General features: G+C 39.9%; 25 protein-coding genes, 7 tRNA genes and 1 rRNA gene. 5 read left to right on the top strand and 28 right to left on the bottom strand.

Translation table 11 applies throughout. The features are described 5' to 3' along the window. The 20 genes from FKZ59_RS10360 to acpS form a co-directional block, all read right to left on the bottom strand. Window positions 1-94, bottom strand: a 16S ribosomal RNA gene (locus tag FKZ59_RS10360); the annotation flags it as partial. 118 nt (window positions 95-212) lie between these two features. Then, window positions 213-286, bottom strand: a tRNA-Gly gene (locus tag FKZ59_RS10355). A 40-nt stretch (window positions 287-326) separates the two neighbouring features. After that, window positions 327-412, bottom strand: a tRNA-Leu gene (locus FKZ59_RS10350). 70 nt (window positions 413-482) lie between these two features. Then, window positions 483-554, bottom strand: a tRNA-Lys gene (locus FKZ59_RS10345). 12 nt (window positions 555-566) lie between these two features. After that, a tRNA-Gln gene (locus FKZ59_RS10340) sits at window positions 567-641 on the bottom strand. A 10-nt stretch (window positions 642-651) separates the two neighbouring features. Beyond that, window positions 652-727 (bottom strand) — tRNA-Asp (locus FKZ59_RS10335). 18 nt (window positions 728-745) lie between these two features. After that, window positions 746-817, bottom strand: a tRNA-Glu gene (locus FKZ59_RS10330). 1 nt (window position 818) lies between these two features. Beyond that, window positions 819-893: transfer RNA gene (locus FKZ59_RS10325), tRNA-Asn, on the bottom strand. 178 nt (window positions 894-1071) lie between these two features. Then, window positions 1072-1539 carry a SprT family protein gene (locus FKZ59_RS10320; protein WP_141602679.1) on the bottom strand — a complete coding sequence of 156 codons (468 nt, stop codon included), beginning with the start codon at window positions 1537-1539 and terminating at the stop codon, window positions 1072-1074. 128 nt (window positions 1540-1667) lie between these two features. Further along, a complete protein-coding gene (locus tag FKZ59_RS10315) occupies window positions 1668-3845 on the bottom strand; it encodes a Tex family protein (RefSeq protein ID WP_141602678.1) in 2178 nt (725 codons plus the stop codon). 175 nt (window positions 3846-4020) lie between these two features. Continuing rightward, window positions 4021-4803 carry an RNA polymerase sigma factor SigB gene (sigB, locus tag FKZ59_RS10310; protein WP_141602677.1) on the bottom strand — a complete coding sequence of 261 codons (783 nt, stop codon included), beginning with the start codon at window positions 4801-4803 and terminating at the stop codon, window positions 4021-4023. Next, a complete protein-coding gene (gene rsbW / locus FKZ59_RS10305) occupies window positions 4778-5251 on the bottom strand; it encodes an anti-sigma B factor RsbW (protein WP_141602676.1) in 474 nt (157 codons plus the stop codon). Before rsbW ends, sigB begins: the two co-directional genes overlap by 26 nt. Next, window positions 5238-5582 carry an STAS domain-containing protein gene (locus FKZ59_RS10300; protein ID WP_141602675.1) on the bottom strand — a complete coding sequence of 115 codons (345 nt, stop codon included), beginning with the start codon at window positions 5580-5582 and terminating at the stop codon, window positions 5238-5240. Before FKZ59_RS10300 ends, rsbW begins: the two co-directional genes overlap by 14 nt. 74 nt (window positions 5583-5656) lie before the next feature. Then, window positions 5657-6655 (bottom strand): PP2C family protein-serine/threonine phosphatase, encoded by a 999-nt coding sequence (locus FKZ59_RS10295; RefSeq protein WP_141602674.1) that lies wholly within the window; start codon window positions 6653-6655, stop codon window positions 5657-5659. Window positions 6656-6671: 16 nt separating this feature from the next. Then, window positions 6672-7073 carry an anti-sigma regulatory factor gene (locus FKZ59_RS10290; protein ID WP_141602673.1) on the bottom strand — a complete coding sequence of 134 codons (402 nt, stop codon included), beginning with the start codon at window positions 7071-7073 and terminating at the stop codon, window positions 6672-6674. A 288-nt stretch (window positions 7074-7361) separates the two neighbouring features. Further along, the gene (locus FKZ59_RS10285; protein WP_096549791.1) at window positions 7362-7712 is read right to left on the bottom strand and encodes a type II toxin-antitoxin system PemK/MazF family toxin; all 351 of its coding nucleotides are present in this window, start codon (window positions 7710-7712) and stop codon (window positions 7362-7364) included. A 5-nt stretch (window positions 7713-7717) separates the two neighbouring features. Further along, a complete protein-coding gene (locus tag FKZ59_RS10280) occupies window positions 7718-7954 on the bottom strand; it encodes a hypothetical protein (RefSeq protein ID WP_408057490.1) in 237 nt (78 codons plus the stop codon). A 176-nt stretch (window positions 7955-8130) separates the two neighbouring features. Further along, window positions 8131-9252: an alanine racemase gene (alr, locus tag FKZ59_RS10275; RefSeq protein ID WP_141602671.1), complete on the bottom strand. Its 1122-nt coding sequence runs from the start codon at window positions 9250-9252 to the stop codon at window positions 8131-8133. A 92-nt stretch (window positions 9253-9344) separates the two neighbouring features. Further along, a complete protein-coding gene (locus FKZ59_RS10270) occupies window positions 9345-10358 on the bottom strand; it encodes a LolA family protein (protein ID WP_141602670.1) in 1014 nt (337 codons plus the stop codon). A gap of 98 nt (window positions 10359-10456) precedes the next feature. Beyond that, a complete protein-coding gene (acpS, locus tag FKZ59_RS10265; protein WP_141602669.1) occupies window positions 10457-10816 on the bottom strand; it encodes a holo-ACP synthase in 360 nt (119 codons plus the stop codon). Between the two features lie 70 nt (window positions 10817-10886). On the opposite strand from acpS, the gene FKZ59_RS10260 reads away from it, so the two are divergent. Further along, a complete protein-coding gene (locus FKZ59_RS10260; protein WP_141602668.1) occupies window positions 10887-11492 on the top strand; it encodes a rhomboid family intramembrane serine protease in 606 nt (201 codons plus the stop codon). Between the two features lie 41 nt (window positions 11493-11533). Here FKZ59_RS10260 and FKZ59_RS10255 read toward each other — a convergent pair whose 3' ends face one another. Together FKZ59_RS10255 and FKZ59_RS10250 are read right to left on the bottom strand one after the other, a co-directional pair. Continuing rightward, window positions 11534-13042 carry a PH domain-containing protein gene (locus FKZ59_RS10255; RefSeq protein ID WP_141602667.1) on the bottom strand — a complete coding sequence of 503 codons (1509 nt, stop codon included), beginning with the start codon at window positions 13040-13042 and terminating at the stop codon, window positions 11534-11536. Then, window positions 13032-13511, bottom strand: coding sequence for a PH domain-containing protein (locus tag FKZ59_RS10250; protein WP_141602666.1), 480 nt, complete (start codon window positions 13509-13511; stop codon window positions 13032-13034). The genes FKZ59_RS10255 and FKZ59_RS10250 overlap by 11 nt, the downstream gene beginning before the upstream one ends. A gap of 189 nt (window positions 13512-13700) precedes the next feature. Here FKZ59_RS10250 and FKZ59_RS10245 point away from each other — a divergent pair, with 189 nt between their 5' ends. Then, entirely contained in the window at window positions 13701-15284 is a 1584-nt protein-coding gene (locus FKZ59_RS10245) for a long-chain-fatty-acid--CoA ligase (protein ID WP_141602665.1), read from the top strand. Between the two features lie 44 nt (window positions 15285-15328). Here the strand turns inward: FKZ59_RS10245 and FKZ59_RS10240 are convergent, their stop codons facing one another. From FKZ59_RS10240 to FKZ59_RS10220, 5 genes are all read right to left on the bottom strand, one after another. Next, entirely contained in the window at window positions 15329-16735 is a 1407-nt protein-coding gene (locus tag FKZ59_RS10240; protein ID WP_141602664.1) for a DEAD/DEAH box helicase, read from the bottom strand. A gap of 301 nt (window positions 16736-17036) precedes the next feature. Then, window positions 17037-17726, bottom strand: coding sequence for an alpha/beta hydrolase (locus tag FKZ59_RS10235; RefSeq protein WP_141602663.1), 690 nt, complete (start codon window positions 17724-17726; stop codon window positions 17037-17039). A gap of 85 nt (window positions 17727-17811) precedes the next feature. Continuing rightward, complete coding sequence (locus tag FKZ59_RS10230; protein ID WP_141602662.1) at window positions 17812-19182, bottom strand: UDP-N-acetylmuramoyl-tripeptide--D-alanyl-D-alanine ligase; 1371 nt, start codon at window positions 19180-19182, stop codon at window positions 17812-17814. Window positions 19183-19195: 13 nt separating this feature from the next. Beyond that, window positions 19196-20269, bottom strand: coding sequence for a D-alanine--D-alanine ligase (locus FKZ59_RS10225; RefSeq protein WP_141602661.1), 1074 nt, complete (start codon window positions 20267-20269; stop codon window positions 19196-19198). 106 nt (window positions 20270-20375) lie between these two features. Beyond that, the gene (locus FKZ59_RS10220) at window positions 20376-21125 is read right to left on the bottom strand and encodes a hypothetical protein (RefSeq protein ID WP_141602660.1); all 750 of its coding nucleotides are present in this window, start codon (window positions 21123-21125) and stop codon (window positions 20376-20378) included. Window positions 21126-21325: 200 nt separating this feature from the next. Between FKZ59_RS10220 and FKZ59_RS10215 the strand changes: the two genes are divergently transcribed. After that, a complete protein-coding gene (locus FKZ59_RS10215) occupies window positions 21326-22516 on the top strand; it encodes an FtsW/RodA/SpoVE family cell cycle protein (RefSeq protein ID WP_141602659.1) in 1191 nt (396 codons plus the stop codon). Window positions 22517-22564: 48 nt separating this feature from the next. Here the strand turns inward: FKZ59_RS10215 and FKZ59_RS15125 are convergent, their stop codons facing one another. Continuing rightward, window positions 22565-22696: an Lmo0850 family protein gene (locus FKZ59_RS15125; RefSeq protein ID WP_281279223.1), complete on the bottom strand. Its 132-nt coding sequence runs from the start codon at window positions 22694-22696 to the stop codon at window positions 22565-22567. Window positions 22697-22948: 252 nt separating this feature from the next. Between FKZ59_RS15125 and FKZ59_RS10210 the strand changes: the two genes are divergently transcribed. Beyond that, entirely contained in the window at window positions 22949-24121 is a 1173-nt protein-coding gene (locus tag FKZ59_RS10210; RefSeq protein WP_181733270.1) for an MFS transporter, read from the top strand. Between the two features lie 183 nt (window positions 24122-24304). After that, complete coding sequence (locus FKZ59_RS10205; RefSeq protein WP_181733269.1) at window positions 24305-25096, top strand: YwqG family protein; 792 nt, start codon at window positions 24305-24307, stop codon at window positions 25094-25096. Window positions 25097-25205: the final 109 nt, after the last annotated feature.

The raw sequence follows: 25205 nt of genomic DNA, 5'->3' as shown, positions 1-25205 counted from the left end.
ATAAAAAGCAAGCTTCCTATGAGGTCCGCTCGACTTGCATGTATTAGGCACGCCGCCAGCGTTCGTCCTGAGCCAGGATCAAACTCTCCAAAAAGAATTTGATTTCGCTCAAATTGTTTGTCCGAATTCGGTCCGCCGACGGGGCGGCAAACCGGAATTATTTCTGGCATCAACGTTTTGGTGTTCAGTTTTCAAGGTTCATAAGACAAAAATGGAGCGGGTGATGGGAATCGAACCCACGACATCAGCTTGGAAGGCTGAGGTTTTACCATTAAACTACACCCGCATAGTATTATACATATTTAATATTAACGCGCATTTGTTTTTGGTGCGGCCGAGAGGACTTGAACCTCCACGGGGTTGCCCCCACTAGGCCCTCAACCTAGCGCGTCTGCCATTCCGCCACGACCGCATCTATCGGTGGCTTTATTAATTATACATATCTTTTTAATAATGTCAATACTTTTAATAGGAAAAGAAAATGAGCCATGAAGGACTCGAACCTTCGACCCTCTGATTAAAAGTCAGATGCTCTACCACTGAGCTAATGGCTCATTATATAAAATTGGCTGGGGTACCAGGATTCGAACCTGGGCATGACGGAATCAAAATCCGTTGCCTTACCGCTTGGCTATACCCCAACAATGGTAGTGGCGGTCCCGACCGGGATCGAACCGGCGATCTCCTGCGTGACAGGCAGGCATGTTAACCACTACACCACGAGACCGAAAAACAAAAGGAAAAATGACCCCTACGGGATTCGAACCCGTGTTACCGCCGTGAAAGGGCGGTGTCTTAACCACTTGACCAAGGGGCCATGGCTCCGAAGGTAGGATTCGAACCTACGACCGATCGGTTAACAGCCGATTGCTCTACCACTGAGCTACTTCGGAACAATCATTATTTTTTACCTGCCGACTTTTATAATTATAATTATGATTTTTATAAAAGTCAATATTTTTTTGTATGGTGGATAATTTTTTTGTAACTGAAATATCATTCAAGCATCATTATAACATACCAATTATAACGACGCTAATTAATATACCACTAAGCACAAAAAAAGTAAAGCTATTTTTTCTTGAATTCATACACTTTTTTTAATTTGCCGTAACATTTGCCGCAGCGGTATTTAGTTACATCCATTCTTCGTTTTCTTATGTACCGCTGTTTGCATGATATACATTCGTACAAATATTCCGTTTTATTTCTTCTATAATTTTCTTCAATTCTGGAACAATATCTCGGGGCGCCGACCTTCTCCAATAAATTCCGAAAATCTTTGTCCCGGTGTTTGTATCCCTTCCCCTGAAGATGAAGATGGTAATGGCAAAGCTCATGAAGTATAATGCCCTTCAATTCTTCCATGCCAAAGAGTTCATAGGATTTCTGATTGATTTCGATATTGTGGCTGTGCAGCAAGTACCGGCCACCCGTCGTTCTCAATCGGGGATTAAAATAGGCTTTATGCAAAAAGCGTCGCCCAAAGTATTCCAGTGATAATTGTTCCACCAGCTGCTGCAGTTTTTGATCCGTCATTTTCCCCACCATACATTAATGGAATCGATTTTAAATACGAGAGGTGTCTGCTTGTCCGGACACCTCCCATTAAAATTGAACAAGAACCCGAAAAAATATGGATGTTCTCCAAGACGAACACGACCAACTTAATTACCGCCCTGATTATTCTCCGGAGGAATCATTGTCAAAGCTATTCGTCCTTTTTCGATTTCTACTTTCTCTACCCAAACTGTCACAATATCCCCCAAAGAAACAACATCAAGAGGATGTTTAACTCTTCCTTTTTTCAACTTTGATATATGGACCAGACCGTCCTGTTTTACGCCGATATCGACAAAAGCGCCAAAGTCAACAACATTTCTTACGGTTCCCTGTAATTCCATCCCCGCTTTCAAATCCTCCATTTTTAAAACATCTTTTTTCAATATCGGCTGAGGATACTCGTCCCGGGGATCCCGCATCGGCTTCATTAAAGTATCAACAATATCCTTGACGGTAATTTCCCCGACTCCCAATTGTCCGCTTAACCGGGTTAAATTCACTTCACTCAAAGCCTTCTCACATTTTTCCGTGCCGATTTCATTTTTTGATAAGCCGCATGATTCCAATATCTTCTCCGCTATTTCATAACTTTCCGGATGAATACCTGTTGCATCGAACGGATTTTCCGCATCCGGTATACGCAAAAAGCCGATTGCCTGTTCATAGGTTTTGGCGCCAAGTCTCGGCACTTTCTTCAACTGGATACGGTTTGTAAACTTGCCGATTTCGTTTCTCATTTTCACGATATTCTCCGCCACTGTTTTGGAAAGGCCGGAAACATATTGCAACAGGGAACTAGAAGCGGTATTCACGTCGACACCCACTTGGTTTACGGCGGTTTCAACAATAAAAGTCAACGATTCTTCCAATTTCTTTTGTGATACATCATGTTGATATTGGCCAACGCCAACTGCTTTCGGATTAATCTTCACAAGTTCTGACAAAGGATCTTGAAGGCGTCTTGCAATCGACACTGCGCTTCGCTGTTCCACCTGCAAATCCGGAAACTCTTCCCGCGCAATTTCCGAAGCAGAGTAGACGGAAGCCCCGGCTTCATTTACGATGACATATGAAACGTCTCTTTCTACTTCTTTCAACAGCTCGGCAATGAATTGTTCGGTTTCTCTTGAAGCCGTGCCATTTCCGATCGCAATAATGTCAATGGGATACCGGTTCAAAAGGTCTTTTACTATCGCCTTTGATTCTTCCACCTTTGATATTGGAGGATGCGGATAAATTGCAGATACCTCCAACAATTTTCCTGTTTCGTCCACAACCGCCAACTTGCAGCCTGTCCGATATGCAGGATCGATGCCAAGAACCATCACGCCTCGCATGGGTGGCTGCAAAAGCAGGCTCCTCAAGTTTTCGGAAAAAATGTGGATTGCCCTTTCTTCCGCTTTTTCCGTCAGTTCGTTCCGTATCTCTCTTTCGATGGAAGGTTGAATTAGTCTTTTATAACTGTCTTCGATCGCCTCTTTTACCGGAACAATGGAAGGGGAGTTTGATTTAGCCGGAAGCCATTCTTTTTCCATGATTTGCAGCGCTTTGTCCAACGGAACCTGAATGGAGACTTTTAAAATTTCTTCCTTTTCGCCGCGATTGATGGCAAGCGTCCTGTGTGGAACGATCGTTCTTACAGGCTCTTCATATTCGTAATACATTTCAAACACTTTCTTTTCGTCTTTATCCCCATCTTTTACGGATGCAGTAATGACCCCTTCTCTCCATGAAAGCTTCCGTAGTAAATCACGGACTTTGGCGTCGTCGGAAAACCGTTCCGCCAAAATGTCTTTGGCGCCATTTACCGCATCTTCCACTGTGAATACTTCTCTTTCTTCATGAATGAACGGTCTTGCCAAATTCTCTATCGGTTCCATCCCAAATTTCATCAATTCATCCGCCAGCGGTTCCAACCCTTTCTCCTTCGCGATTGTCGCTTTGGTACGCCGTTTTTGCTTATATGGACGATATAAGTCTTCCACCCGTTGCAGAATCGTCGCCGCCCGGATTTCAGCCGCCAATTCTTCCGTCAATTTCCCTTGTTCGTCAATAAGGCGGATGACTTCTTCCTTTCTTTGTTCCAGCTGCTGTAGGTATTTATAACGTTCTTCGATCGATTTTATCTGAACTTCATCAAGGGAACCCGTTGCTTCTTTTCGATAACGAGCAATGAACGGAACCGTGTTTCCGTCTTCCAATAACTTTATGACCGCTTCTACTTGGGATGGTTTTATCTTTTCATCCTTGGCAATCAGTTGAAACAATTGCTTTTCTTCCATTTTTCCACTGCCTTTCTTAATGAGAGCCATATCGAGGATTTCAATAAGTTATTTTAACATTATCAACTTTTATGTACTAACTAAAGAATGTTTCCCTAAAAAAATTAGGGCAAAAAAATAATAGCCTACTCCCAATCAGACCGAGCAGGCTTGTGTCCACAATATTATAAGTCTATCAAATCGAGACACTGCTATTTGCCGCAATAGCACTTTTCAACTTTTCAATCGCTTTTCTCTGAATGCGTGAAACATGCATTTGAGAAATTCCCAACATTTCCCCGGCTTCTTTTTGGCTTAGCTGTTCTAAAAAGGTGAGTTGAATGATTTGCTTTTCACGTTCGGATAAAACATTGATTGCTTCAGAAAAGACGATTCTTTTGTTCGTAAGCTCGTATCGATCGTCCTCTTGTCCAATCATGTCCAATAATGTCACAGTGCTTCCATCCGGATCCGATTCAATGGAATGATCAATCGACAAAGCCTGATAATTTTTTCCGATTTCCATCGCTTCCAACACTTCTTCCACTTCAACGCCCAAGTACTCGGCGATTTCAGGTATGGATGGAGAATGTTGCAATTTCACCGTTAAATATTCTACTGCGGACTTTATCTTAGGCCCTAATTCTTTTATGCGCCGTGGAACATGCACATCCCAGGTTTTATCCCTCAAAAAACGTTTGATTTCACCGACAATCGTCGGAATCGCAAATGCTTCGAACTTTTTTCCGATAGAAGGATCATACCGTTTGATAGCCCCGAGCAAACCTAGCATCCCTACTTGAAAAACGTCATCATAGAGGGATTTTCCATAGGAGTACTTTTTTGCAATGGATTCCACCAAATTTTCATAATGAAGGACTATCTTTGTCAACAGTTCTTCATCTTCTGTTTTTTGATATTCAATAATGCGGGCAACAACTTCATCTTCTGATCTAAGTGATTGGGATCTTGTGGACATTTTCATTCACCTGCTCTTTTGCGACATATTTCGTCATGAAAACAGTGACTCCACCTTCATTGTTCACTCTCACCTCGTCCATTAAAGTTTCCATTAGGTAAAATCCAAGTCCGCCTTCCCGTAAACTTGAAATATTTTCATCTTCCCGATATGGACCAATCTTTGATTTAATCTCTTCAAAATTAAATCCATTTCCATAATCAGATACCATAATTTCCATTTTTTCTTTATATAAAGCGCATCCGATGACAATTTCCCCTTCATCGATACCTTCATAAGCATGCTGTACTACGTTCGTGACGGCTTCACTTACTGCAATTTTCATATCTTCTATTTCGTCATATAAAAAACCTATGCGAGTAGCCAATCCGGAAATTGTTAGACGTATGACACTAACATATTGCGGTTTAGCAGGAATACGAATCTCTACATAGTCAAATGCACTCATTTGCAGGTTCCACCTTTTTATCAGTTTCAATATCCATTAATTCACTCAGTCCGGTAATTTCAAACAGTCTCGCCAATCGTTTAGATAAACGCACCAATTTTAACTTCGCATTTTCTTTGATCACTTTTTTGTAAAACGCAACAAATACTCCCAGTCCCGTACTGTCCATATACGTCACTTTCGATAAATCCAATTCAATGTTCATGCCTTCTTTTAAATTAATTACATCAAGCTCTTCCCTTAATACGGGAGCCGTAAATGTATCAATTTCCCCTTCGATTATTCCATATATACAATTTTCTTCTGCGCGAAATTGTACATTGACGTTCATCTAGCACACCTCCAAATTGACTATATTACCTTTCCCTAAAATTTTAAGGGTTAAACCTAATAACATATTACTTTTTAATATTTTTTAATAATGACTATTGTAAAGTCGTCCGTCAATCGGAAATTATTCAATTTGTTCAAATTTTCAAATATTTTGTCGTACATTTCTTGCGCACTTAAATGTCTCAGCGATTTTGCCAGTTCTTTAATATAAGTGCGGGAATCAAAATTTTTCATATTTCTAAATTCCGTTACTCCATCCGTAACCATGATGATAAAATCGTTTTCCGAAAGATGGATGTCCGTCTGCGAATATTTGATTTCCGGCAATACACCTAATAACAGTCCTTTTGAATCCAAATCGGTGAATGTTTGCTCTTTCGAATTATAATAGAGTGCCGGTTCATGTCCTGCAGAACCGAATGTAAAGATATCATTTTCCAAATCATAACGTCCATAAAACATGGATACAAACATGCTATCGTCTACACTTTTTTCGATGATCCGGTTCAACACTTCAAGAACATAGGAAGGATTGCTGTTTGCATATTCCAACGTATCAAGCCCGTATTTCACCATCGACATGCATAGCGCCGCGGGCACGCCTTTCCCAACAACATCTGTTATGGCGACACTAAAATACTTCTCATCATCATGCATAAAATGAACATAATCGCCATTCATTTTCCGGACAGGTACAGAAACCATTCCGATATCAAGTCCGTTTGGTTTAGGGATTTTTGTTTCGAGCAACAAGTTTTGGATTTTTGCTGCTATTTCCATTTCAATGCGTATTTCTTCCTGCTTTAATAATAAACTTTGATGTTCTTTTAACTTTAATCCAAAGTGAACCATCACTTCGATTAAAAAATCAAAAGAATTCAACACTTCTTCAGGCAGATTTGGAACAATATTCTCCATCGACTGTTTATGGATGCTGACCAAATCTTCGGGTGAAATATTATTTTTCATTAATTGCCGGACAAGATTCTGACCTATATATAAATTGCTTTCGTTCTGATTTAATAAATAATCCGATAACACTTTTTCATATTGAACTTTTAACTCCTTCAAGCAGAATACACTCCCCCTATTTCAACCATTTTTCGATTCTTACCACAGTTCCTTTTCCCAATTCTGAATTGATTTGTATGGAATCCATTAATCGCTTTACGCCTGGAAGACCCGCTCCTTGGCTGGTGGATTTCGTATAACCGTCTTCCAAGATTTTATGGGGATTTGCAATGCCGGGGCCATTATCTATTGCAGTAATGGCAATCCCTTTTTGCCCGTTTTTTTCTATTTTTTCTACTACAATTTCTCCCGTGGTGGCATATAAATATATATTTTTTGCTAACTCACTCGTCGCTGTAGCAATTCTGGCCTGATCCACTACTCCAAATCCGATTTCTTTTGCCATATTCCGGCTTAGTCGACGTGCAGCCACAATATCCAGTTCTGTAACAATTTTTACTGTCGGGTGATTTCTCATGTTTAACACCCCCATTGTTTTTCCCTAACCATCAGGTCGCCATTCTACAATCTGTTTATGGCAGCTAAAAGAATAATAGAAAATATGCCCGTGTATTTAATATAACTTATTGAATAACTTTCCATCAATTACATAAATATATAGAAAATTGGATGCGTCTAGTATTTTCCAAAAAATTGCTTATAAAATACTAACGAATATAATTTCTAACCGGCGGACCATTTTCCTCTTTTTTTCAAAAAAAAAGGCTGATAAAGCTTCCGCTTTATCAGCAACAGCAAATATGTATCAAAACTTGATCAACCCTAAACTGATTTCTAAAGCGATATCCACTTTTTCCATCAGTTCATCGTCCAGATGCGTGATTCGATCCGTCAATCTGGACTTATCGATGGTGCGCAATTGCTCAAGCAAAATTACCGAATCCCTTTCGAAACCGTATTTTTTTGCATCGATTTCGACATGGGTTGGTAATTTTGCTTTTTGAATTTGCGCAGTAATAGCTGCAATAATGACAGTAGGACTAAATCGATTACCAATATCATTTTGGATAATCAGTACAGGTCTTGTTCCACCCTGTTCAGAACCGACAACAGGTGACAAGTCTGCAAAGAAAACGTCCCCACGTTTTACTATCAATAATTTCATCCCCCGCTTACGAGACGCTCCACTGTATGTTCTGCTTCATACTCGGCATGTAGAAATTCCCTAGCAATAGCCAAATTAATCTGGCCCATTTCTACATACCCTTTGACTAAAGCTTCCCGTATTTGATTTGGTTTACAGGCAACCACTCTGCGTTTAGAAACATAGACAATAATTTCATTGTTTTCATTTTCCAAACCGCAGAATTTCATCATCTCGTTAGGGAGAGCTGCCATTTCCTTTGCATCATTCACTTTTTTCGCATACACAATAAGCACCTCCACAAAAACCAACCTAATCTCATCACTCTCTCTCATTCTAACATCGTTAATTTGAGATGAAAAGACAAGATGTTACAATTTCTGTAATTTTACAATATTTTTGTGGTTTTTGTTGAGGTTTTTGTCGAAAATTATCCTTTTTTGCAGTAAATTCTGGGTACTCTGGAAGTGATGATGCAAGGAACTTCATAATTGATTGTACCAGCTTTGGCAGCCCACTCATCAATTGTTATTTCTTCATTTTTTTGTTTGCCTATTAAAACAACCTTTTCACCAATATTATATGCAGCAGGTAGGGCAATCATACATTGATCCATGCAAATTCTTCCGACAATGGGAACTCTTTTCCCATCGATTAAAACATCCTGTCCGCTATACTTGCGAATCAATCCGTCAGCATAACCAATGGGTATTGTACCAATAAAAGTCGGGCGATCAACAGTATATGAAGCGCCGTAGCCGACAGACTCGCCTGGTCCGATTTGCCTTACGGCTACTAATTCCGTTTCTAGTGAAAAGGCTGGTTTAAGTGGATATGGCAACTTTGATTTGACATATTCGGAAGGTGCAAGTCCGTACATTGAAATACCATAACGCACCGCATCATATTGTAAACGGGCGTCTTTGATCAGAGCGGTTGCCGTATTAGCTGCATGTACGATACGAGGTTTTTTTGGCAGTATTTTCAAAAATTGTTCGAACCGATTGACTTGTTTTTGGAAATACGATTCGTCTTCTTCGTCTGCTGTTGCAAAATGTGTAAAAATCCCATCAACAACAAATTGTCCGGACGATTGTATCGCTTCATACAACGAGCGCAATTCTTCTTCTGTTGCAACACCAATACGATGCATTCCTGTATCCACTTTTATATGTAACTTCAACGTTTTTTTGCAACTGTTTTTCGCTTCATTAACCCAGTTTGGAGAATCAACCGTTAATGTAATATTTTCATTTGCAGCATATTCTGCAAAAGAGGTTGGCGAATATCCCAACACCAATATATCAGGATCAGGTAAATGCTTACGAACATGAAGCGCTTCTTCCGGAGTAGCTACTGCAAGCATGCTCGCACCGGCTTCAAGAGCCGCTTTCGCCACCTCCACATCTCCATGCCCATAAGCATTCGCCTTGACAACGGCTATAATTTGAACATTGGGCTGAATATGTTTTTTTAGTTGAAGAACATTGTATTTGATAGCATCCAAATCAATAATAGCTTTTGTTGGACGGAAGTGCTTATTGGTACGCATCTGTTATTTTTCCCTCTTTTTTCTTTATTAAACCTTTTATCTAAGTGATTCTTTTTGTATTGTAAAACTCTCCGTCCAACAAAGCAACGAAATTACTTAAGACTGCCTTCGGAAATGGACGAAGCAACTTCAATCATTTCTTCTTTTGTTAAATCATTGGAAGCAATAAAGAATGAAATGCCATCTTTCTCAAAACTTAACGAATGATCTGTAATGGCTCCAATCGTGAATCCCAAATCTAAAAGTTCTCCCGGCTGGAATACCGGAATCGTTGCGGATTCGCCAACTTCCACCGGTTCTTGTACCAATGTAAATGATTTGTCACCTTCAAATGTTAAAATCACCCGTTCTGTTCCGTCTTCCGTTTTGATTCGCTTTTCATCCGCTAAAGTCGTGTTGCCCCAAGCCAATACCGGATAATATGTCTGGAAGTTAGTACTTTGCTTTTCTTCAGTTGCCACATTTTGTTTTTCATCCTTTGTAAATTGTTCAACCGCATATTCTTTTTCTTTATGTTGAACTCCTAAGTCGATCTTTTTGAATGTAATCAGCATTTGTTCTTCGTCCGCTTCATTTAAAATGGAAACCGATTTAGGCAGCAACGTTTTCTTATCCACTGTCACTTTTTGTGTAGGCATGATGCTCTTATGATTGTTTCTTGTTGCCGCAGTAAAGATGTAATGATTATCCGTTTCTTCCATTTGGACATTTTTATCGGCCAACAAGTCTTCAGCCAAAGCGCCGATTAAATAAGGCTGGCTGTTTTGTTTTGGCCACTCGCTTTGGAATTTGTACGTTTTCTTGAGTGATGGCGTAACAACAAAAACCCCTTCTTTATTGCGGATGATCATTTGCGTTACGTCTTCATCTTGTTGAGACACTTGAACCCGGTAGAAATCCGGTTGTGTATGCCATACATTGACATCATAAATCCTTGGCTCGTCTCCCGTTTTAATTTCCATTGTCGCTTCCAGTTCATAACCTTTTCCTTTAGCCCATTTTTCGTGCAGCTTCTCCAAAACTTCTTCCTTGGAATCTTTACCGCAAGCACCAAGCACCATGACACTTAACAACAAAACGAAAAATATGATTACTTTGCGTCTCAAAACTCCATCCTTTCTACTCTAACTCGATAGGACAAATATATGAAGGAAGGTAGTTGTTTATGCTATCACTTTTGGACAATAGCCAACTTTCATAAAAGTCAAGAATCCATCATAAGGAGCACCTGTGCCGCAGCATAATCTCTCGAATGAGTGATGCTGACAAAACCGTTCACGGCTTGACCATGAAAATAAAGTACCGGTTTGCCCAGTTCATCGTTTAAAATTTCAATTTGATGAAATTCACATCCCTCCCTTATCCCAGTGCCATTTGCTTTGGAAAATGCTTCTTTTGCCGCAAATCTCCCCGCCAAAAATTCACATTTTCTTTTATCCGAAAGTTGATGAAAAATTTTTTGCTCCCGTTCCGACAAAATGCGTTTATGGAATTTTTCAGATTGATGGATCAATTTCCTGATTCGTTCAATCTCTACTATGTCCAATCCTATTCCTTTAATCATATGTCATAGTTCCCCTTTTATTAATCTGTAAAAACAAGGTATAATAATTTTATAAATTGAGGTGACGTCTATGTTTATCCGTACAGAAAATTTCAGGCAGTATATAAAATTTTATCCTGTTGTTTCAACGCTGATCGCACTAAATATTATTGCATACATAATCACATCGCTTCCTTTTATTGGCAATATGGTTTTATATTTAGGAATGAGCGTTAATTGGCTGATTGCTGAAGGTGAGTGGTGGCGGGTCATAACTTCCACTTTTTTACACGGAGATTTTTTCCACATTTTATTTAACATGTTTTCCTTATTTTTGTTCGGGCCGGAACTGGAAAGAATCGCAGGAAAACTGAGGTTTATTACGATTTATTTGTTTTCAGGGATTTTCGGCAATGTTGCAACATTTATTATTGAATCCCCGGATTATGCCAGTGTAGGAGCCAGCGGTTCGATTTATGGAATTTTTGGAGCGTATGCGGCCCTTGCCTACTATACAAAAAACACAATACCGCAATTGAATCAAATCATTATGCCAATCATTGTCATCGGATTAATCATGACCTTTTTGCAGCCGGGTATCAATATTTCCGCTCACATTGGTGGATTAATTACCGGATTTTTGTTCGGACTTGCCTACTTCTCACCAAAAAATATATTACGTTGGCGCAGGAAATAACACTAATTGTGCAATAAAAAATTCATGATTATAGAGAGTGCTTATGCACTCTCTTTATTTATTCCTCTCGTTCTTTCAAACCACGATAAAATTGCATCTGCATCCGATTCGTCCAGATGGGGTACCCGCGCCGTTGCTCCGGCAAGGCCGGACATAACCGTCGCTTGTACAGTCGCGATTTTCTTCCTTTTTTGAAAAAAATTTTGTCTCTTTTGAATAACTTGAATCCGTTTCTTTTCGGCGATGAACGTCACCCGGCTGATCACACGGTACCTTAACGTCAATTGATTTCCCGAAATGAGATAGCCGTTTGTTTTGTATTGCCATAATCCCATTATGAGAACGAACAATGCAAGAAAGATGGACAATAAACCGGCAGGGTAAAAGAAATAAGAACTTAATCCGATGATTGGGATCAAACTTAAAATATACACTCTATAAAAGTGCGGCCGTGATTTTTTAGGAGGACGGACAAATTCTCCTTCCAAGTCGAATGTAAATTGAGGGAATAAATATTGCAGGGGTTCCGACATTTCTTTCTTTGAAATAAGCGGAAACAGCATAATTTTTGTATCCCCCTGTCCAAATCCCCAGCTGGCGCTTTCCACAACCACCGTTGCATAACGGAAGAATTGTCTTAAAGGATTTTCGATGATTTTTATCCCCTGCACCCGGTTGTTCGGGATAATGATTCTTTTTCTTTCCAACAAGCCACGTGTTATAATAATCCGGTCGTTTTCCTGCACCACCGTAAAATCATAGTAATTAATAAACGTAATCATTACCGACAAAATCCAGGCAAATAAAAATGCAAGAAAAATGATGACCATTATAAAAATAAATCCAAATTGAATCATTGCAGCGATTTCTTCAACAATCCAATCAGTCGGTATATACTCGGCAATTTGGGAAAAAAGAGCTGCGACACCTGCAATCACCACCCCGACGCTGTTCGAAGTGGTAGCAAGCAACAGCAAATCTTTTGCGGACATTTTGTGTATCACATGAGCTTCTTCCTGCAATTGGTCCGAAACTTTTGCACCGCCAATTTCAACATTTATTTCACCGTCCTTATCCTGCCCAATATTTAGTTTTTTCGTTTCCCTTTCTATCCTTGCGGCCGCTTCTCTTGTAATCGCTGTAAACTCCGCTTCCGGCCTCCCATTCGTACTTCCTGCCGTTTCCACTGTCACTTCCACAAGACCAAAAATGCGGTGAAAGATCGATTCTTTATAGTTGAAACTTTGAATGCGGTCAAAAGGGATATAGCGCTTCTTTTTGACGAACAATCCATATTCGACTCTCAGTTCATTGTCTTCAAACCAATAGACAAAAGTAAACCATTTAACGATTCCGGAAATTAAATAAAAAATAACAACCAATAAAAAAATAAACAAAGGGATATATTCCCATATCTCTTTACCATCTGCTTTAAAATTAAAACCGTTGACAATCACCAAAATAATCAATGGAAAAAGAAGCTCTTTCAACGCTTTTAAAAAATTAATAAATGCAGATATGGGATGGAGTCTATATTTTTCATACATCATCTTCAGCCACCCTCGCCAACTCGGAAATTCTTTCCCTCAAATGATCCGCTTCTTCCGTTATCAACATCGGAATCACATGCGTTGTCGCTGCAGTAGAAATCGCGATGTTGGCCAGATCATATTTTTTCAGGATAGGTCCCTGCATCGTATCCACGTGCTGAACCCGAACCATCGGAATCAAAGTTCTCTTCACGACAAACAGGCCGCTTTGAATTTCGATTTCCTGTTCCCTTACCTCATAACGCCAATGATCCCATCGGATCTTTGGAAACAGCCAGATTAACGCTATAGCGGCAATCAGGACAACACTTGCAGAAATGAAATAAATAGCGGCAGACCAGTCAAATTGATATGTAAGAAAACTGATTGTTCCCGCAATGACGGACAAGAAAAAAGTATAAATAAGACCATATAATCGCCAAACCGTTAAACCTTTCCGAGGAATTTTGTACTCGAGTTCTCCTCTCATTTTCCCACCTCTTTTCTTTTCTACATATCTTTGTACGGACTATCCTATCAATTTGTTTCAAAATTCTAAATTCTCTTTGAAAATCTATCATAATTATGATATGAAATTCATATAAAAGATTGGGGCTGCTACGAGATTGCAAAAATGTTCACGTTAAAAACAAAGTCATTTATAAGGAGTGTATGTAGAATGAACGTACCTTTAGTCTTGACCCAATTCTTAGATCGGGCCGTAACACTATACGGAGACAAAGAAGCCATCATTGGTTATGAAGGAGATCGGCGATTCACTTACCGCCAATTCAACCAAAGGGTAAATCAGTTATCAAGAGGCCTGCAATCTTTAGGCGTCCAAAAATATGATAAAGTGGCTTATCTTGCACCAAATACGATTGAAATGCTGGAAGGCTTTTATGGCATCTATCAGGTTGGTGCAATCATGGTTCCTTTAAATATCCGATTAAAGCCTGAAGATTACCTGTTTATTTTAAACCATAGCGAATCAAAAGTGTTATTCGTCGACCAGGATCTTTATCATCTAATTGAGCCGATCAAATCAAAATTGAATACCGTGGAAACAATTATTGTTCACTACAAAAATGATGAAACAAATGAAATAGATTATGACGAGTGGCTTGCTTCCTTCGACGGTTCCGAATTTGACCGTGTAGAATTGGATGAAAATGATGAATGCAGTTTACTATACACAAGCGGAACAACAGGCAATCCGAAAGGTGTTCTTCTCACGCACCGAAACAATTATTTGCATGCTTTAAGCTCCATGCATTTCTTGCGGGTAACGGACCAGGACGTGTACCTGCACGTATTGCCGATGTTCCATGTAAATGGATGGGGATCACCATTTTATTACACTGCCAACGGAGCAACCCATGTCACTTTAAGAAAAGTGGCGGCAGATCAAATTTTTGATGCCATCAAAAAATATAATGTAACGGTTATTCACATGGCTCCGACAGTGTTAAATACATTATTGCAATATTATGATGAACATAAACCGGAAATTCCTAAAAATGTAAGAGTAGTTATCGCCGGTTCAGCGCCGCCTCCTGCATTTGTTAAGCGTGTTGAAAAAGATTTGGGATGGGAGTTCATACAAGTTTATGGCATGACTGAATCTTCGCCGCTTTCTTTAGGCTCGCGGATTCTTTCTCCATACCTGGACTTGCCGGAAGAAGAAAAATTCCGGTTAAAAGCAAAAGCCGGAACACCATTTATCGGTACGGAAGTAAAGGTTGTGGACGAAAATGGAGAAGAAGTTCCTCATGATGGTAAAACAATGGGTGAAATCATCGTTCGCGGCAATGGCGTGATGAAGGGCTACTGGAAAAACGAAAATGCTACAATGGAAACAATTGTAAATGGTTGGCTGCATACCGGCGACATCGGAACAATCGATGAAAAAGGATATATTGATATCACGGACCGCAAAAAAGATATTATCATCAGCGGCGGAGAAAACATTTCTTCCATCGAAGTGGAAGGAGTATTATATGAACATCCTGCCGTAAAAGAAGCGGCTGTCATCGCTGTTCCGCATGAAAAATGGGGAGAAACGCCTCATGCAATTGTCGTATTAAAAGAAGGACATAGCGTCACGGAACAGGAGCTGATCGATTTCACCCGTTCCAAATTGGCCCATTTCAAAGCCATTAAAAGCGCATCTTTCGTGGATGAATTGCCAAAAACGGCTTCCGGCAAAATCCAAAAAGTTCAATTGCGAAAACAATATGCAGAATCTATGCAAAAAGCATAGAGAAAGAAAAAAGCAGAAAGGTGACACCTTTCTGCTTTTTCTTTTTATCTCGCTTTTCCTCCTCCAATTTTTTCCCTGCGGCCCCTGTTTTCTCTTCGGCCAATGCGTCCGCCTGAACGCTCCCTCCTCGCCGGCAACGGAGGTTCTTCCGTGATTTTTACAGGGGTATTGTCAGGCTCTTTTGTCATGGATTTAATGGCCGCCGCCACAAGATCCACCGCATCAAAATCTTCCAACAGTTCATCGGCAAATATTCGATATTCTTTTAAATCATTTGCCTGGACAATTTCAATAAGTTTTTCGATAGCCAATCTCTGCTGGCCGGCCAAAGCCTCGCCTTTCGTTGGGGGGCGAAGCGGGGTAATGCGTTTTTTCGTGGTTTCTTCCACTGTACGCAAATATCCCATTTCCCGGGGAGTTACAAACGTTACCGCAACCCCCGAATTCCCTGCACGGCCAGTTCGTCCGATACGGTGAACATAACTTTCGGGGTCTTGAGGGATATCGAAATTATAGACATGGGAAACTCCCGAAATATCCAATCCCCTCGCTGCGACATCCGTCGCTACCAGGATATCGATTTTATTTTCTTTAAATTGCCGCAACACAGACAGGCGTTTTGATTGGCTTAAGTCCCCATGGATTCCTTCCGCCAGATACCCGCGGATCGTCAATGCTTGGGCCAATTCATCCACACGACGCTTTGTGCGTCCAAAGACGATTGCAAGTTCAGGCTGATGGACATCGAGCAGCCGGGTCAAAATATCAAATTTTTCCCGTTCCTGTGATTTAATGAAATATTGTTCTATATTTTCAACCGTCATTTCCTTCGATTTTATTTTTACTTCTTTAGGATTCTCCATAAATTTCGTTGCGATTTTTCGGATCGCCGGTGGCATTGTGGCCGAAAACAGCAACATTTGGCGATTCTTAGGCACATTTTCCAAAATCGCGTTAATGTCGTCAATGAAGCCCATGTTCAACATTTCGTCCGCTTCATCCAATACAAGAGTTTGAACCTTTTCCAGATTCAATGTGCCACGGTTGATATGGTCAATAATTCGCCCAGGCGTTCCTACGATAATTTGCGGTTTATTTTTTAAAGCGCGGATTTGCCGTCCGATATCCTGTCCACCGTAGACCGATAGAATTCTTACCCGCTTATCATAACCGATTTTATAAAGTTCTTCCGAAACTTGAATGGCAAGCTCCCTCGTCGGGGCAATGATCAATGCTTGAATTTCAGGTTTTTTTGTATCAATTTTTTCGATGATTGGGATGCCAAACGCCGCTGTTTTACCCGTACCTGTTTGTGCTTGTCCGATTATATCGCGTCCTTCTAAAGCATATTTGATTGTTCCTTCCTGGATTGGCGTCGCTTCTTCAAATCCCATACGCTTTAATGAACGCAATGTAGATTCGCTAATATTAAATTCTGAAAAATTTGTCAAACTCTTCAAACTCCTTTTTAAATATTAAGTTGACAAATGGTTACATTTTCAGATGAAATGTCGGCAAATGTCGAGCTTGATCTTTAAGCACTGCGGCAATCCATTCCCCAATTTTCGAATATATGAAAAAGAAAGCCCGGTCTTTGCCGAGCGGTTCCATTCTACGGGTTTCTTAGAATAAAACCGATTCATTCAAAAAAAAGCACTCTTCCCCTTTTGAAAGAGTCTTTGCATAAAATGTATCCATTGCTTTCCTTAGTCTATCATGGCATCAGAAAAAGATGCAATGATAATGCTTTAATTATGATTGTAGAAAACGGAGCACATCCGCAAACCATGATTCGCAATCTTCGCTGAAACAAATATGATGTTTTCCGCAAGATGAATAATAAAGATATTTCTCCGTTGCAGGAAGTTTATCATATAAATATTGTGCCGTTGAATACGGGACGACCCCATCGCATTTTCCCTGCACAATAAAAGTCGGGATATCAATCGATTCAATATACGGCTCCACCTGCCGGACAATCCTCATAAATTGTATTGCGGCACTCACGGGTACATTTCTCAGTTTGTACTCATACATCCGAAAAAATTCATTGTTCTTCAATTGTCCACCAACGGCTTCTTTTGCAATTTTCCTCAAATCTTTTAGCAATTGCTTAGGAGCAATATATTTTACTGCCGCACTCAGGAGCACCAATTTTTTTACCGGGTACCGTTTCGCCAAATATAAAGCGATGACTCCCCCCATGGAAAAACCGACAACAAAAATTTGTTCCGCTTTCTGTGCCAATCGTTTGTATGCCAATTCGGCATCAATCAGCCAATGTTCCGCGGTAAAACCATTTAATGAAAGTTGATCCCCGTGGCCGCATAATGTAGGTGTCTCCACAAACCAATCGGTATGTTTTTGTATGTAATCCGCCAAAGGTTTTATTTCATTTGGCCCTCCGGAAAATCCGTGCAACATTAAAACTCCGATCGACATCCAAAACACTCCCATCAAAATAAAAAAGTGAAATTCATTTCGAATCCAAAGAGTCTCCATGAATTTCACTTTTTTCAAGAAACTTTTATTGTAAATCGTTGATGATCGTTTCCAATTTCATGCCCCGGGACCCTTTGAGCAAGATTAAAGTATCTTTTGTTGCATATTGTTTAATATAATCAACGATTTTCCCATAATCATCTTTCGTGTATAAAAGTCTTCCGGAAAATCTTGGAGACAACCGGTGGTACAGCCATTCCATCCGGGGACCAAATAAACATACCCTGGAAATCTTCTCCCCATCAATATAATCCGCCAATTCCTCATGGAACTGCCGCTCTTTTTCGCCCAGTTCCAGCATATCCCCCAAAACGAGCCACTTATCATTTCTCATGGACGTTGATTGAAGAAATTCAATCGCCGCTTTCATGGATGTCGGAGCAGCGTTATAAGCATCGTTGATAAACAAGATGTCTCCCAATGGCACAAGTTGCATTCGCATGTTTGTCAGCGATACTTGTTCCAAACCTTTTCGAATCTGCTCATCGGACAAGCCGATGGATTTTGCAACCAGCATGGCGCCGGATGCATTTTTGACTTGATGTTTACCCAGGATCGGGATGAAAAATTCCCCGTTCAAATCCCCTTCTACCATAAAACGGCTGCCCTTTTCCGTCGTTTCGATTTCACAAATTCTCAAGTCATTGCCTGATTGAAAACCGAACGCTTTGGATTTCAGTTTTGGAGTTTTTTCAACCAATGCCCTCAACAACGGTTCATCCCCGTCATAAAAAAGGACGCCCTCCGGATCGAGGCCTTTTATGATTTCAAATTTGGCTTTTGCAATCCCTTCGCGGGAACCAAGTTCCTGCATGTGGGCTTCTCCGATGTTTGTAATGATTGCATAATGCGGTTTCGCGAGGGTTGACAAAAATTCGATTTCTCCAAACCCGCTCATCCCCATTTCCAATACGGCCATCTCCGTATCTTCATCAAGAGAAAGGATTGTCAACGGCAATCCCAATTCGTTATTGAAGTTTCCAATCGTTTTTTGCACTTTGTAATAAGGGGAAAGCAAGCTTGCTAAAATATCTTTTGAAGAAGTCTTCCCATTTGAACCTGTGATTCCAATAAATGTCGCCTTCAATTCTTCCCGATACATACGGGCCATTTGTTGCAAAGCCGTCTCGGAATCTTCCACGAAAAGAAGCGGCACATTTTTGGGAGGATTTGGCTCATCTTTTAGCCAAAGGGAACAACTGGCCCCTTTTTCAAAGGCCTGTTGGACAAACTTGTGTCCGTTCGTTTTTTCTCCGCGGAACGGGATAAATAAATCCCCTTCTTTGAGCGTTCTTGTATCGATGGAAACACCGGTTACAAGATTCTCTCCATATCCTTCAAGTTCTTCAATGTCGATATTCAACCATTGTGCTATATCTTTAATTTTCTTTCTCATTTTTTCATCCCACTTATTCCCTGTTGAATTGGAGTTGTTGTTTTTCTTCATGGCGTTCAATCGCCAATTCAATGAGCCTATCAATCAATTCGGAATAACTTAAGCCGCTGTTTTGCCAAAGAAGCGGATACATGCTAAAAGGAGTAAAACCTGGCATTGTGTTCACTTCATTGATCAACACTTCATCCCCGCGCACAAAGAAATCAGCTCTTACCAAACCTGCGCAATCCAATATCTTAAAGGCACGGATGGCCATATCTTTCATTTTTTCTTCCACTTCAGGAGAGATTTCGGCAGGAATAATGAGTTGGGTAGAATTGTCCTTATATTTTGATTCGTAATCATAAAACTCCGTTGTCGGTTTGATTTCTCCCGGAACGGACACTTTCGGTTCATTGTTGCCGAGAACAGCCATTTCGATTTCCCGCGCTTCAATTCCCTGTTCCACAATGATTTTCCGGTCATATTTGAAGGCGATGTTGATGGCTTTCTCCAGCTCCTCTCTGTTGGATGCCTTATTGATGCCGACGCTTGAACCCAAATTGGCCGGTTTGACAAACATCGGATAGGCCAATTCATTCTCACATTTTGATAGTAAAGCTTCTTTATTTCGATCCCATTCATAACGAATAAAATAAACAAATGGTACTTGATTCAATCCCGCGACACTGAACAATTGCTTCATGATGACTTTATCCATTCCGCAAGCGGATGATAGCACGCCGTTTCCGACATAGGGCAAATTCAGCAGTTCAAGAAGACCCTGAACTGTACCGTCTTCCCCATAAGTACCGTGCAATAATGGAAAAATGACATCGAATTTTGCCTGATTCTGATTTTCATCTAAAATGAATTCGAGAATGTAATTCGGTTTGCTTTCCTTTTTTGTAAATTTTAATTCTTCGACGGATTCCGCAGGTTTTGTCAACTGAGGACCCCGGCACCATTCACCGTCAAGGGTGATATAAATCGGAATTACATCATATTTCTTATAATCAATGGCTTTTGTTACCGCAGTAGCAGTGATCAAAGATACTTCGTGCTCCGCGGATTTCCCCCCATATAACAATCCAATCCGTTTTTTCATTGTTCGACCTCCAAGTTATAAGTAATACTAGTTTATCATGAAAAGAATGACTTCATGAATAGCAAAAAAGAAAAACCCCCTGTCATCGGCCCTTGGACAGGGAAGTTTACTGCAGTTTAATCAATTCATCATAATCCTGCTTTAATATCATTATTAAATCGTTCCATACTTCATCAGGGTAATCATAATCGGAGAGTGTTCGAATTTCAACCCCAAAATGATTCTTCGGTTTTTCCGCTTTATAGATAGACACAAGCGCTCCTTCTTTAAAATAATGGCGGTATGCTTTTAAATCGGCAGCCTCAATTTTTGGAATTCTCTCTTTTGACTTTCTTCTCCAGAACCCCCCGTTGCCGCCGTTTTCTTTTATAATATTATTGATGAGGGTCGAAACAAGCATCTCAAAATCTTCCAAAAAGCGGAAATATACTTTTGTCGTCTGTTCATTAGCGGATGAACAATACACGTAGCGGTTTTTCAATTTCGGGAAAAAGGGGGAAGTTACCGGTTCTTTTTTATGTCCTAGATACAACAATTCCGCTTGTTCCATCGGTGTAAGTTGATTGACTTGCTTTTCGTCGGAAAAATCCACCCAGCATAAATCCCGATTGGAATCTTCCATCTTTTTTACAAAGTTTTTGATTTCGTCACCTGGAATATAATCCAATTGAGTATGCATATTAAATAAACCGTCTTCGTAACTTTGATTCAGCAACAAAATATTTTTTATTGATTCAACCGCCCCAAAAAATTGTTTCAAAGTCAAACCGCTAAAAATTACAAATTGATTTACAGCGTTCATATGTATAAATAAATGATATAAATAATCATCCGCTGTTTTATGTTTTTTCGCCATCCAATCACTCTCCAATACCGCAACAGTTAAATTTATTATATGATGTAATTAGTTTTTTTTGAAACAATTTCACATTGCCTTCGTCTTAATCATGTGATAAATCTATGAAGGATATTTTTTAATCGCTAATAAAATATGATACAGTATATTGATAGAAGAACGCTTTGAAAATGCAATATTATAGAACATAGGTGGACAAAATGGAAAATAACAGAAACTTTGCAGAAAGATTCGATTGGAAACTTGCTACTATACTTGTACTGTTTTTAATCATAAGCTTGGTTGCTATTTCCTCCGCCCAAACATCGGGGCAGTATGGCAATGTAAATTTCGTCCTCAAACAATTGCAATGGTACATCATTGGAGCCGCTATCATAGCGGTTGTCATGTACTTTGAACCGGAGCAATACAAAAAATTGTCCTGGTATCTATACGGTTTTGGAATTTTCCTGCTCGTTTTGCTCATTTTTATGCCTGAAGGACCAGGACAAATCGGTGAGCCGAAAAACGGCGCAAAAAGCTGGTATAACCTTCCGTTCGGAAGCATCCAGCCTTCCGAATTTATGAAGACCTTTTACATTCTTGCCGCCGCAAAACTGATTAGTACCCACCATGAAAAATATACAGTCAAAACCATTAAAACCGACCTGATATTACTCGGAAAAATCGGTCTGACTTTGCTTGTTCCGCTCGCCTTAATTATGCAGCAGCCGGATTTGGGTTCGTCGTTGGTATTTATTGCTATTACAGCCGCATTAGTTGTGGTGGCAGGAATTTCATGGAAAATTATTATCCCCATTTTTGCAGGCGGCGTCGTATTGGCAGGTTCCATCATATGGATGGCATTATATATGCAAGATTTCCTGGAGAAACATCTCGGTGTAAAATCATATCAATTTGGACGAATTTATTCATGGCTCGATCCTTACTCTTATTCCGATCAAAACGGATACCATTTAATCACTTCATTAAACGCTATTGGTTCGGGCGAAATTTTGGGAAAAGGTTACATGAACCGGGAAGTGTATGTTCCCGAAAACCATACAGACTTCATTTTTTCTGTAATCGGCGAAGAATGGGGATTTATCGGCGCAAGTTTCGTCATCTGCCTGTATTTCTTGTTGATTTACCATCTAACAAGAATCACCCTTACATTGAAAGACCCATTCTGTACATATGTATGTGCCGGAATTATCGCCATGATTACATTCCATGTATTCGAAAACATCGGAATGACCATTCAATTGCTGCCAATTACGGGGATTCCTTTGCCGTTTATCAGCTATGGCGGAAGTTCGCTCATGGGGAACGCCTTGGCGATCGGTCTTGTATTTAGCATGAAATATCATTATAGAAAATATATGTTCTCGGCAAGAGATGACGATTTATAAAAAAATTCCCGCTTGAGCGGGAATTTTTTTGGATTCGAATGCTACAAATTAATATTGGGAAGTTGTCCGTGGCGGCGCTAATACTTTTAACAATTCCAGCCGGGATTTCGTCACTGTGGCTGTAACCCCCAATTTCGATAATTTTGAGGCAATTTTTTTCAAATCCACTTCCTTCGCCATACCAACCACCTGTCCTTATTCGTTATATTATTTGCAACGTATAAATAGTAAAAAGGGTTTCACGCACCTTCTTCTTGAAATTATTGTAGCATGATTGATTCATCCTAAATTTTTCAATTGTATTACAAGTCCGCAACGATCAAAACATTTTTATACCTATGCAGCAGGGTAATTTACTTGTTTTCAAAAATAGGTAAAGTTAAAATTTACTATGTTCATACTGATTAAAAAATGATAGAAGGCAGGAAAGTTATGAAAAATTTGTTTTTATTATTATCGATACAATTTCTCGTCTATTTAGGGTTTGGCATCATCATTCCTGTTTTGCCGGAAGTAATTGTGCAAAATCAATGGAATGAAGTCCATGTCGGAGGATTGCTGACGATTTATGCACTAGCGAGCTTTTTTACTGCGCCTTTATGGGGAGAAATTTCGGACAAATTCGGCCGAAAACAATTGATACTGGTCGGTCTCGTTGGTTTTAGTTTGAGTTTTCTTATTTTCAGCTTATTTATTGATAACTTATACATGTTGTATTTTTCAAGGTTGGTTGGCGGCTTGTTTTCCGGAGCTTTATATACATCCGTTACCGGTTACATCAGCGACATTTCCACAAACGAAAATCGAAACAAATACATGGGCTTGATGGGAATGTCCATCGGTCTGGGGTTCATTTTCGGTCCTGCTGTAGGCGGTGTGCTGGGTGAAATCAGGCTGCACCTTCCTTTTACGATTTCGGCTGCTTTAATCGCCATTCTTTTTGTCATTGCACTGATTGCATTAAAAGAACCGGATAGAAAAGGCGAAGCAAGCAAACGGGAAATAATCCCGAAAGGCGCCTCCGCACTTTTTCAATATCGCATCCGTTATTTATTCATTTTCGCATTTTTTGTCACGTTCATATTGGCTGGAGTTGAGGCGACATTCCAGCTGTTCCAGATTGACCGTATTGACATCACGCCTGCCCAATTAGGATCTTTATTTATGTTCAGCGGTTTTGTTGATGCGTTCATACAAGGAGGCGTCATTCGCCAAATCAAAGATGGTACTGAAACGAAGTGGCTGATTGCAGCTCAAATCATTACTGCTATCGGACTTCTTTTAATTACAATCACTTCCGGTTTGGTAATGGCCGGCGTTGCCCTTTGCGTGTTTACTGCCGGAAATGCATTGGCCAGAACTTGTGTTGTTTCGTTGACTACGAAGGAATCCGGAGGAAAATACGGTTTAGCTTCCGGAATTGCCTATTCGATGGATAATTTAGGGAGAATTATTGGTCCAGTGTTTTTCACTGTCTTATTTAAAGTCGGAACTGATTTAACATATTACGTTTCAACATTTATCGCTCTGATTGTCATCGTGCTGCTTCTCTTCTTCAATCGTTCCAGAAATTCTCTTCGCGCAGACTATAATGAAGAGCTATGAGAAATAGTAGATTTCTTCGGTTTCCCTTTCCGTTCATTCATCATTCCTTATTCCGCAAATTGTCAACAAAGAGCGCCTGAAAATTTTCAGGCGCCGCCTTTTAAATATTAAAAAACGTATGCAATGATGCATACATTTACTATAAACGGTTATAAAAATAAAAAAGGTGTTGGAGGATCAAATTTGGACTTTTCACATTCATTATCCTTGCCGTCCCAATTTGAAGGAATTCGAACTAGGTTGGAGGCATCCACTTTAAGAGCGATCAATATCATCCCTAAAATCCAAAGAACGCAACTGACAGATAGCAAATTTTCAGGTTATCCGTATTTGCCAAAAATCATGAACTACCCGAAAGACATCGATGGAAACTATTTAATTTTTCTTGCCCAAATCAATTTTGAACAAGTCCAATCGTTTTATCCTTTTCCTTCAAGCGGCATTTTGCAATTTTTTATTTCTCCATCTTTGCTCACATATCAAATGAGCGAAGGAATTTTCCAGCATTATTTTAAAGTCCGATATTTCCCAAAAATATTGCCAGAGGAAGAACTCATTACCGATTTTCCGTTTTTAAAAAGTTTTTCTTATTCTCCAATCAAAAATCAAATGGCTCTTCGCTTCTTGAATAAAATCGAACCCGTATCCGCAATGGATTATCGGTTAAAACAATATATCAGCCACCTCGATTTGACGAAACAGCTTCCTGATGGACGCACTCTGGAAGAACATTATTTTGAACATTTTTTGGGGGCGGAACATAAAATCGGGGGATATCCATATTTTATCCATCATGACATGCGAAGCAATTCAAAACTCTTAAAACGGTACGATACATTGCTATTGCAAATTGTCTCGGATGATGAACAGAATATCATGTGGGGAGATTCGGGAATCATCAAATTTTTCATCAATAGCAAAAAACTTGCCCAAGGTGATTTCTCGGATATTTATTTGCAAGCAGAACAATATTGAATGATGGGCAACCTGCTGTTGCTGGGTTGCCTTTTGTTGTTCCAATATTTTCTATTTCAAGAAGAATGCGTTATAATAATGTATTGTATAACATTCGGGGGAAGCAGGT

Origin of the sequence: Ureibacillus terrenus (assembly GCF_006569205.1) — a bacterium.
Taxonomy (GTDB): Bacteria; Bacillota; Bacilli; order Bacillales_A; family Planococcaceae; genus Ureibacillus; species Ureibacillus terrenus.
Note: the sequence above shows the minus strand (reverse complement) of the source record. Positions and strands in the feature narration are given on the sequence as shown.

Bases quoted from the DNA above. Each gene is read 5' to 3' on its own strand.
- FKZ59_RS10225 (WP_141602661.1), bottom strand. From the start codon at position 20,269: ATGAAAAAACGGATTGGATTGTTATATGGGGGGAAATCCGCGGAGCAC.
- FKZ59_RS10250 (WP_141602666.1), bottom strand. From the start codon at position 13,511: ATGAGAGGAGAACTCGAGTACAAAATTCCTCGGAAAGGTTTAACGGTT.
- FKZ59_RS10300 (WP_141602675.1), bottom strand. From the start codon at position 5,582: ATGAACGTCAATGTACAATTTCGCGCAGAAGAAAATTGTATATATGGA.
- FKZ59_RS10315 (WP_141602678.1), bottom strand. From the start codon at position 3,845: ATGGAAGAAAAGCAATTGTTTCAACTGATTGCCAAGGATGAAAAGATA.
- FKZ59_RS15125 (WP_281279223.1), bottom strand. From the start codon at position 22,696: ATGGCGAAGGAAGTGGATTTGAAAAAAATTGCCTCAAAATTATCGAAA.
- FKZ59_RS10210 (WP_181733270.1), top strand. From the start codon at position 22,949: ATGAAAAATTTGTTTTTATTATTATCGATACAATTTCTCGTCTATTTA.
- rsbW (WP_141602676.1), bottom strand. From the start codon at position 5,251: ATGAGTGCATTTGACTATGTAGAGATTCGTATTCCTGCTAAACCGCAA.
- sigB (WP_141602677.1), bottom strand. From the start codon at position 4,803: ATGTCCACAAGATCCCAATCACTTAGATCAGAAGATGAAGTTGTTGCC.
- FKZ59_RS10230 (WP_141602662.1), bottom strand. From the start codon at position 19,182: ATGAGAAAGAAAATTAAAGATATAGCACAATGGTTGAATATCGACATT.
- FKZ59_RS10220 (WP_141602660.1), bottom strand. From the start codon at position 21,125: ATGGCGAAAAAACATAAAACAGCGGATGATTATTTATATCATTTATTT.
- alr (WP_141602671.1), bottom strand. From the start codon at position 9,252: ATGCGTACCAATAAGCACTTCCGTCCAACAAAAGCTATTATTGATTTG.
- FKZ59_RS10235 (WP_141602663.1), bottom strand. From the start codon at position 17,726: ATGTCGATCGGAGTTTTAATGTTGCACGGATTTTCCGGAGGGCCAAAT.
- FKZ59_RS10245 (WP_141602665.1), top strand. From the start codon at position 13,701: ATGAACGTACCTTTAGTCTTGACCCAATTCTTAGATCGGGCCGTAACA.
- FKZ59_RS10280 (WP_408057490.1), bottom strand. From the start codon at position 7,954: ATGGCAGCTCTCCCTAACGAGATGATGAAATTCTGCGGTTTGGAAAAT.
- acpS (WP_141602669.1), bottom strand. From the start codon at position 10,816: ATGATTAAAGGAATAGGATTGGACATAGTAGAGATTGAACGAATCAGG.
- FKZ59_RS10255 (WP_141602667.1), bottom strand. From the start codon at position 13,042: ATGATGTATGAAAAATATAGACTCCATCCCATATCTGCATTTATTAAT.
- FKZ59_RS10320 (WP_141602679.1), bottom strand. From the start codon at position 1,539: ATGACGGATCAAAAACTGCAGCAGCTGGTGGAACAATTATCACTGGAA.
- FKZ59_RS10290 (WP_141602673.1), bottom strand. From the start codon at position 7,073: ATGAGAAATCACCCGACAGTAAAAATTGTTACAGAACTGGATATTGTG.
- FKZ59_RS10260 (WP_141602668.1), top strand. From the start codon at position 10,887: ATGTTTATCCGTACAGAAAATTTCAGGCAGTATATAAAATTTTATCCT.
- FKZ59_RS10215 (WP_141602659.1), top strand. From the start codon at position 21,326: ATGGAAAATAACAGAAACTTTGCAGAAAGATTCGATTGGAAACTTGCT.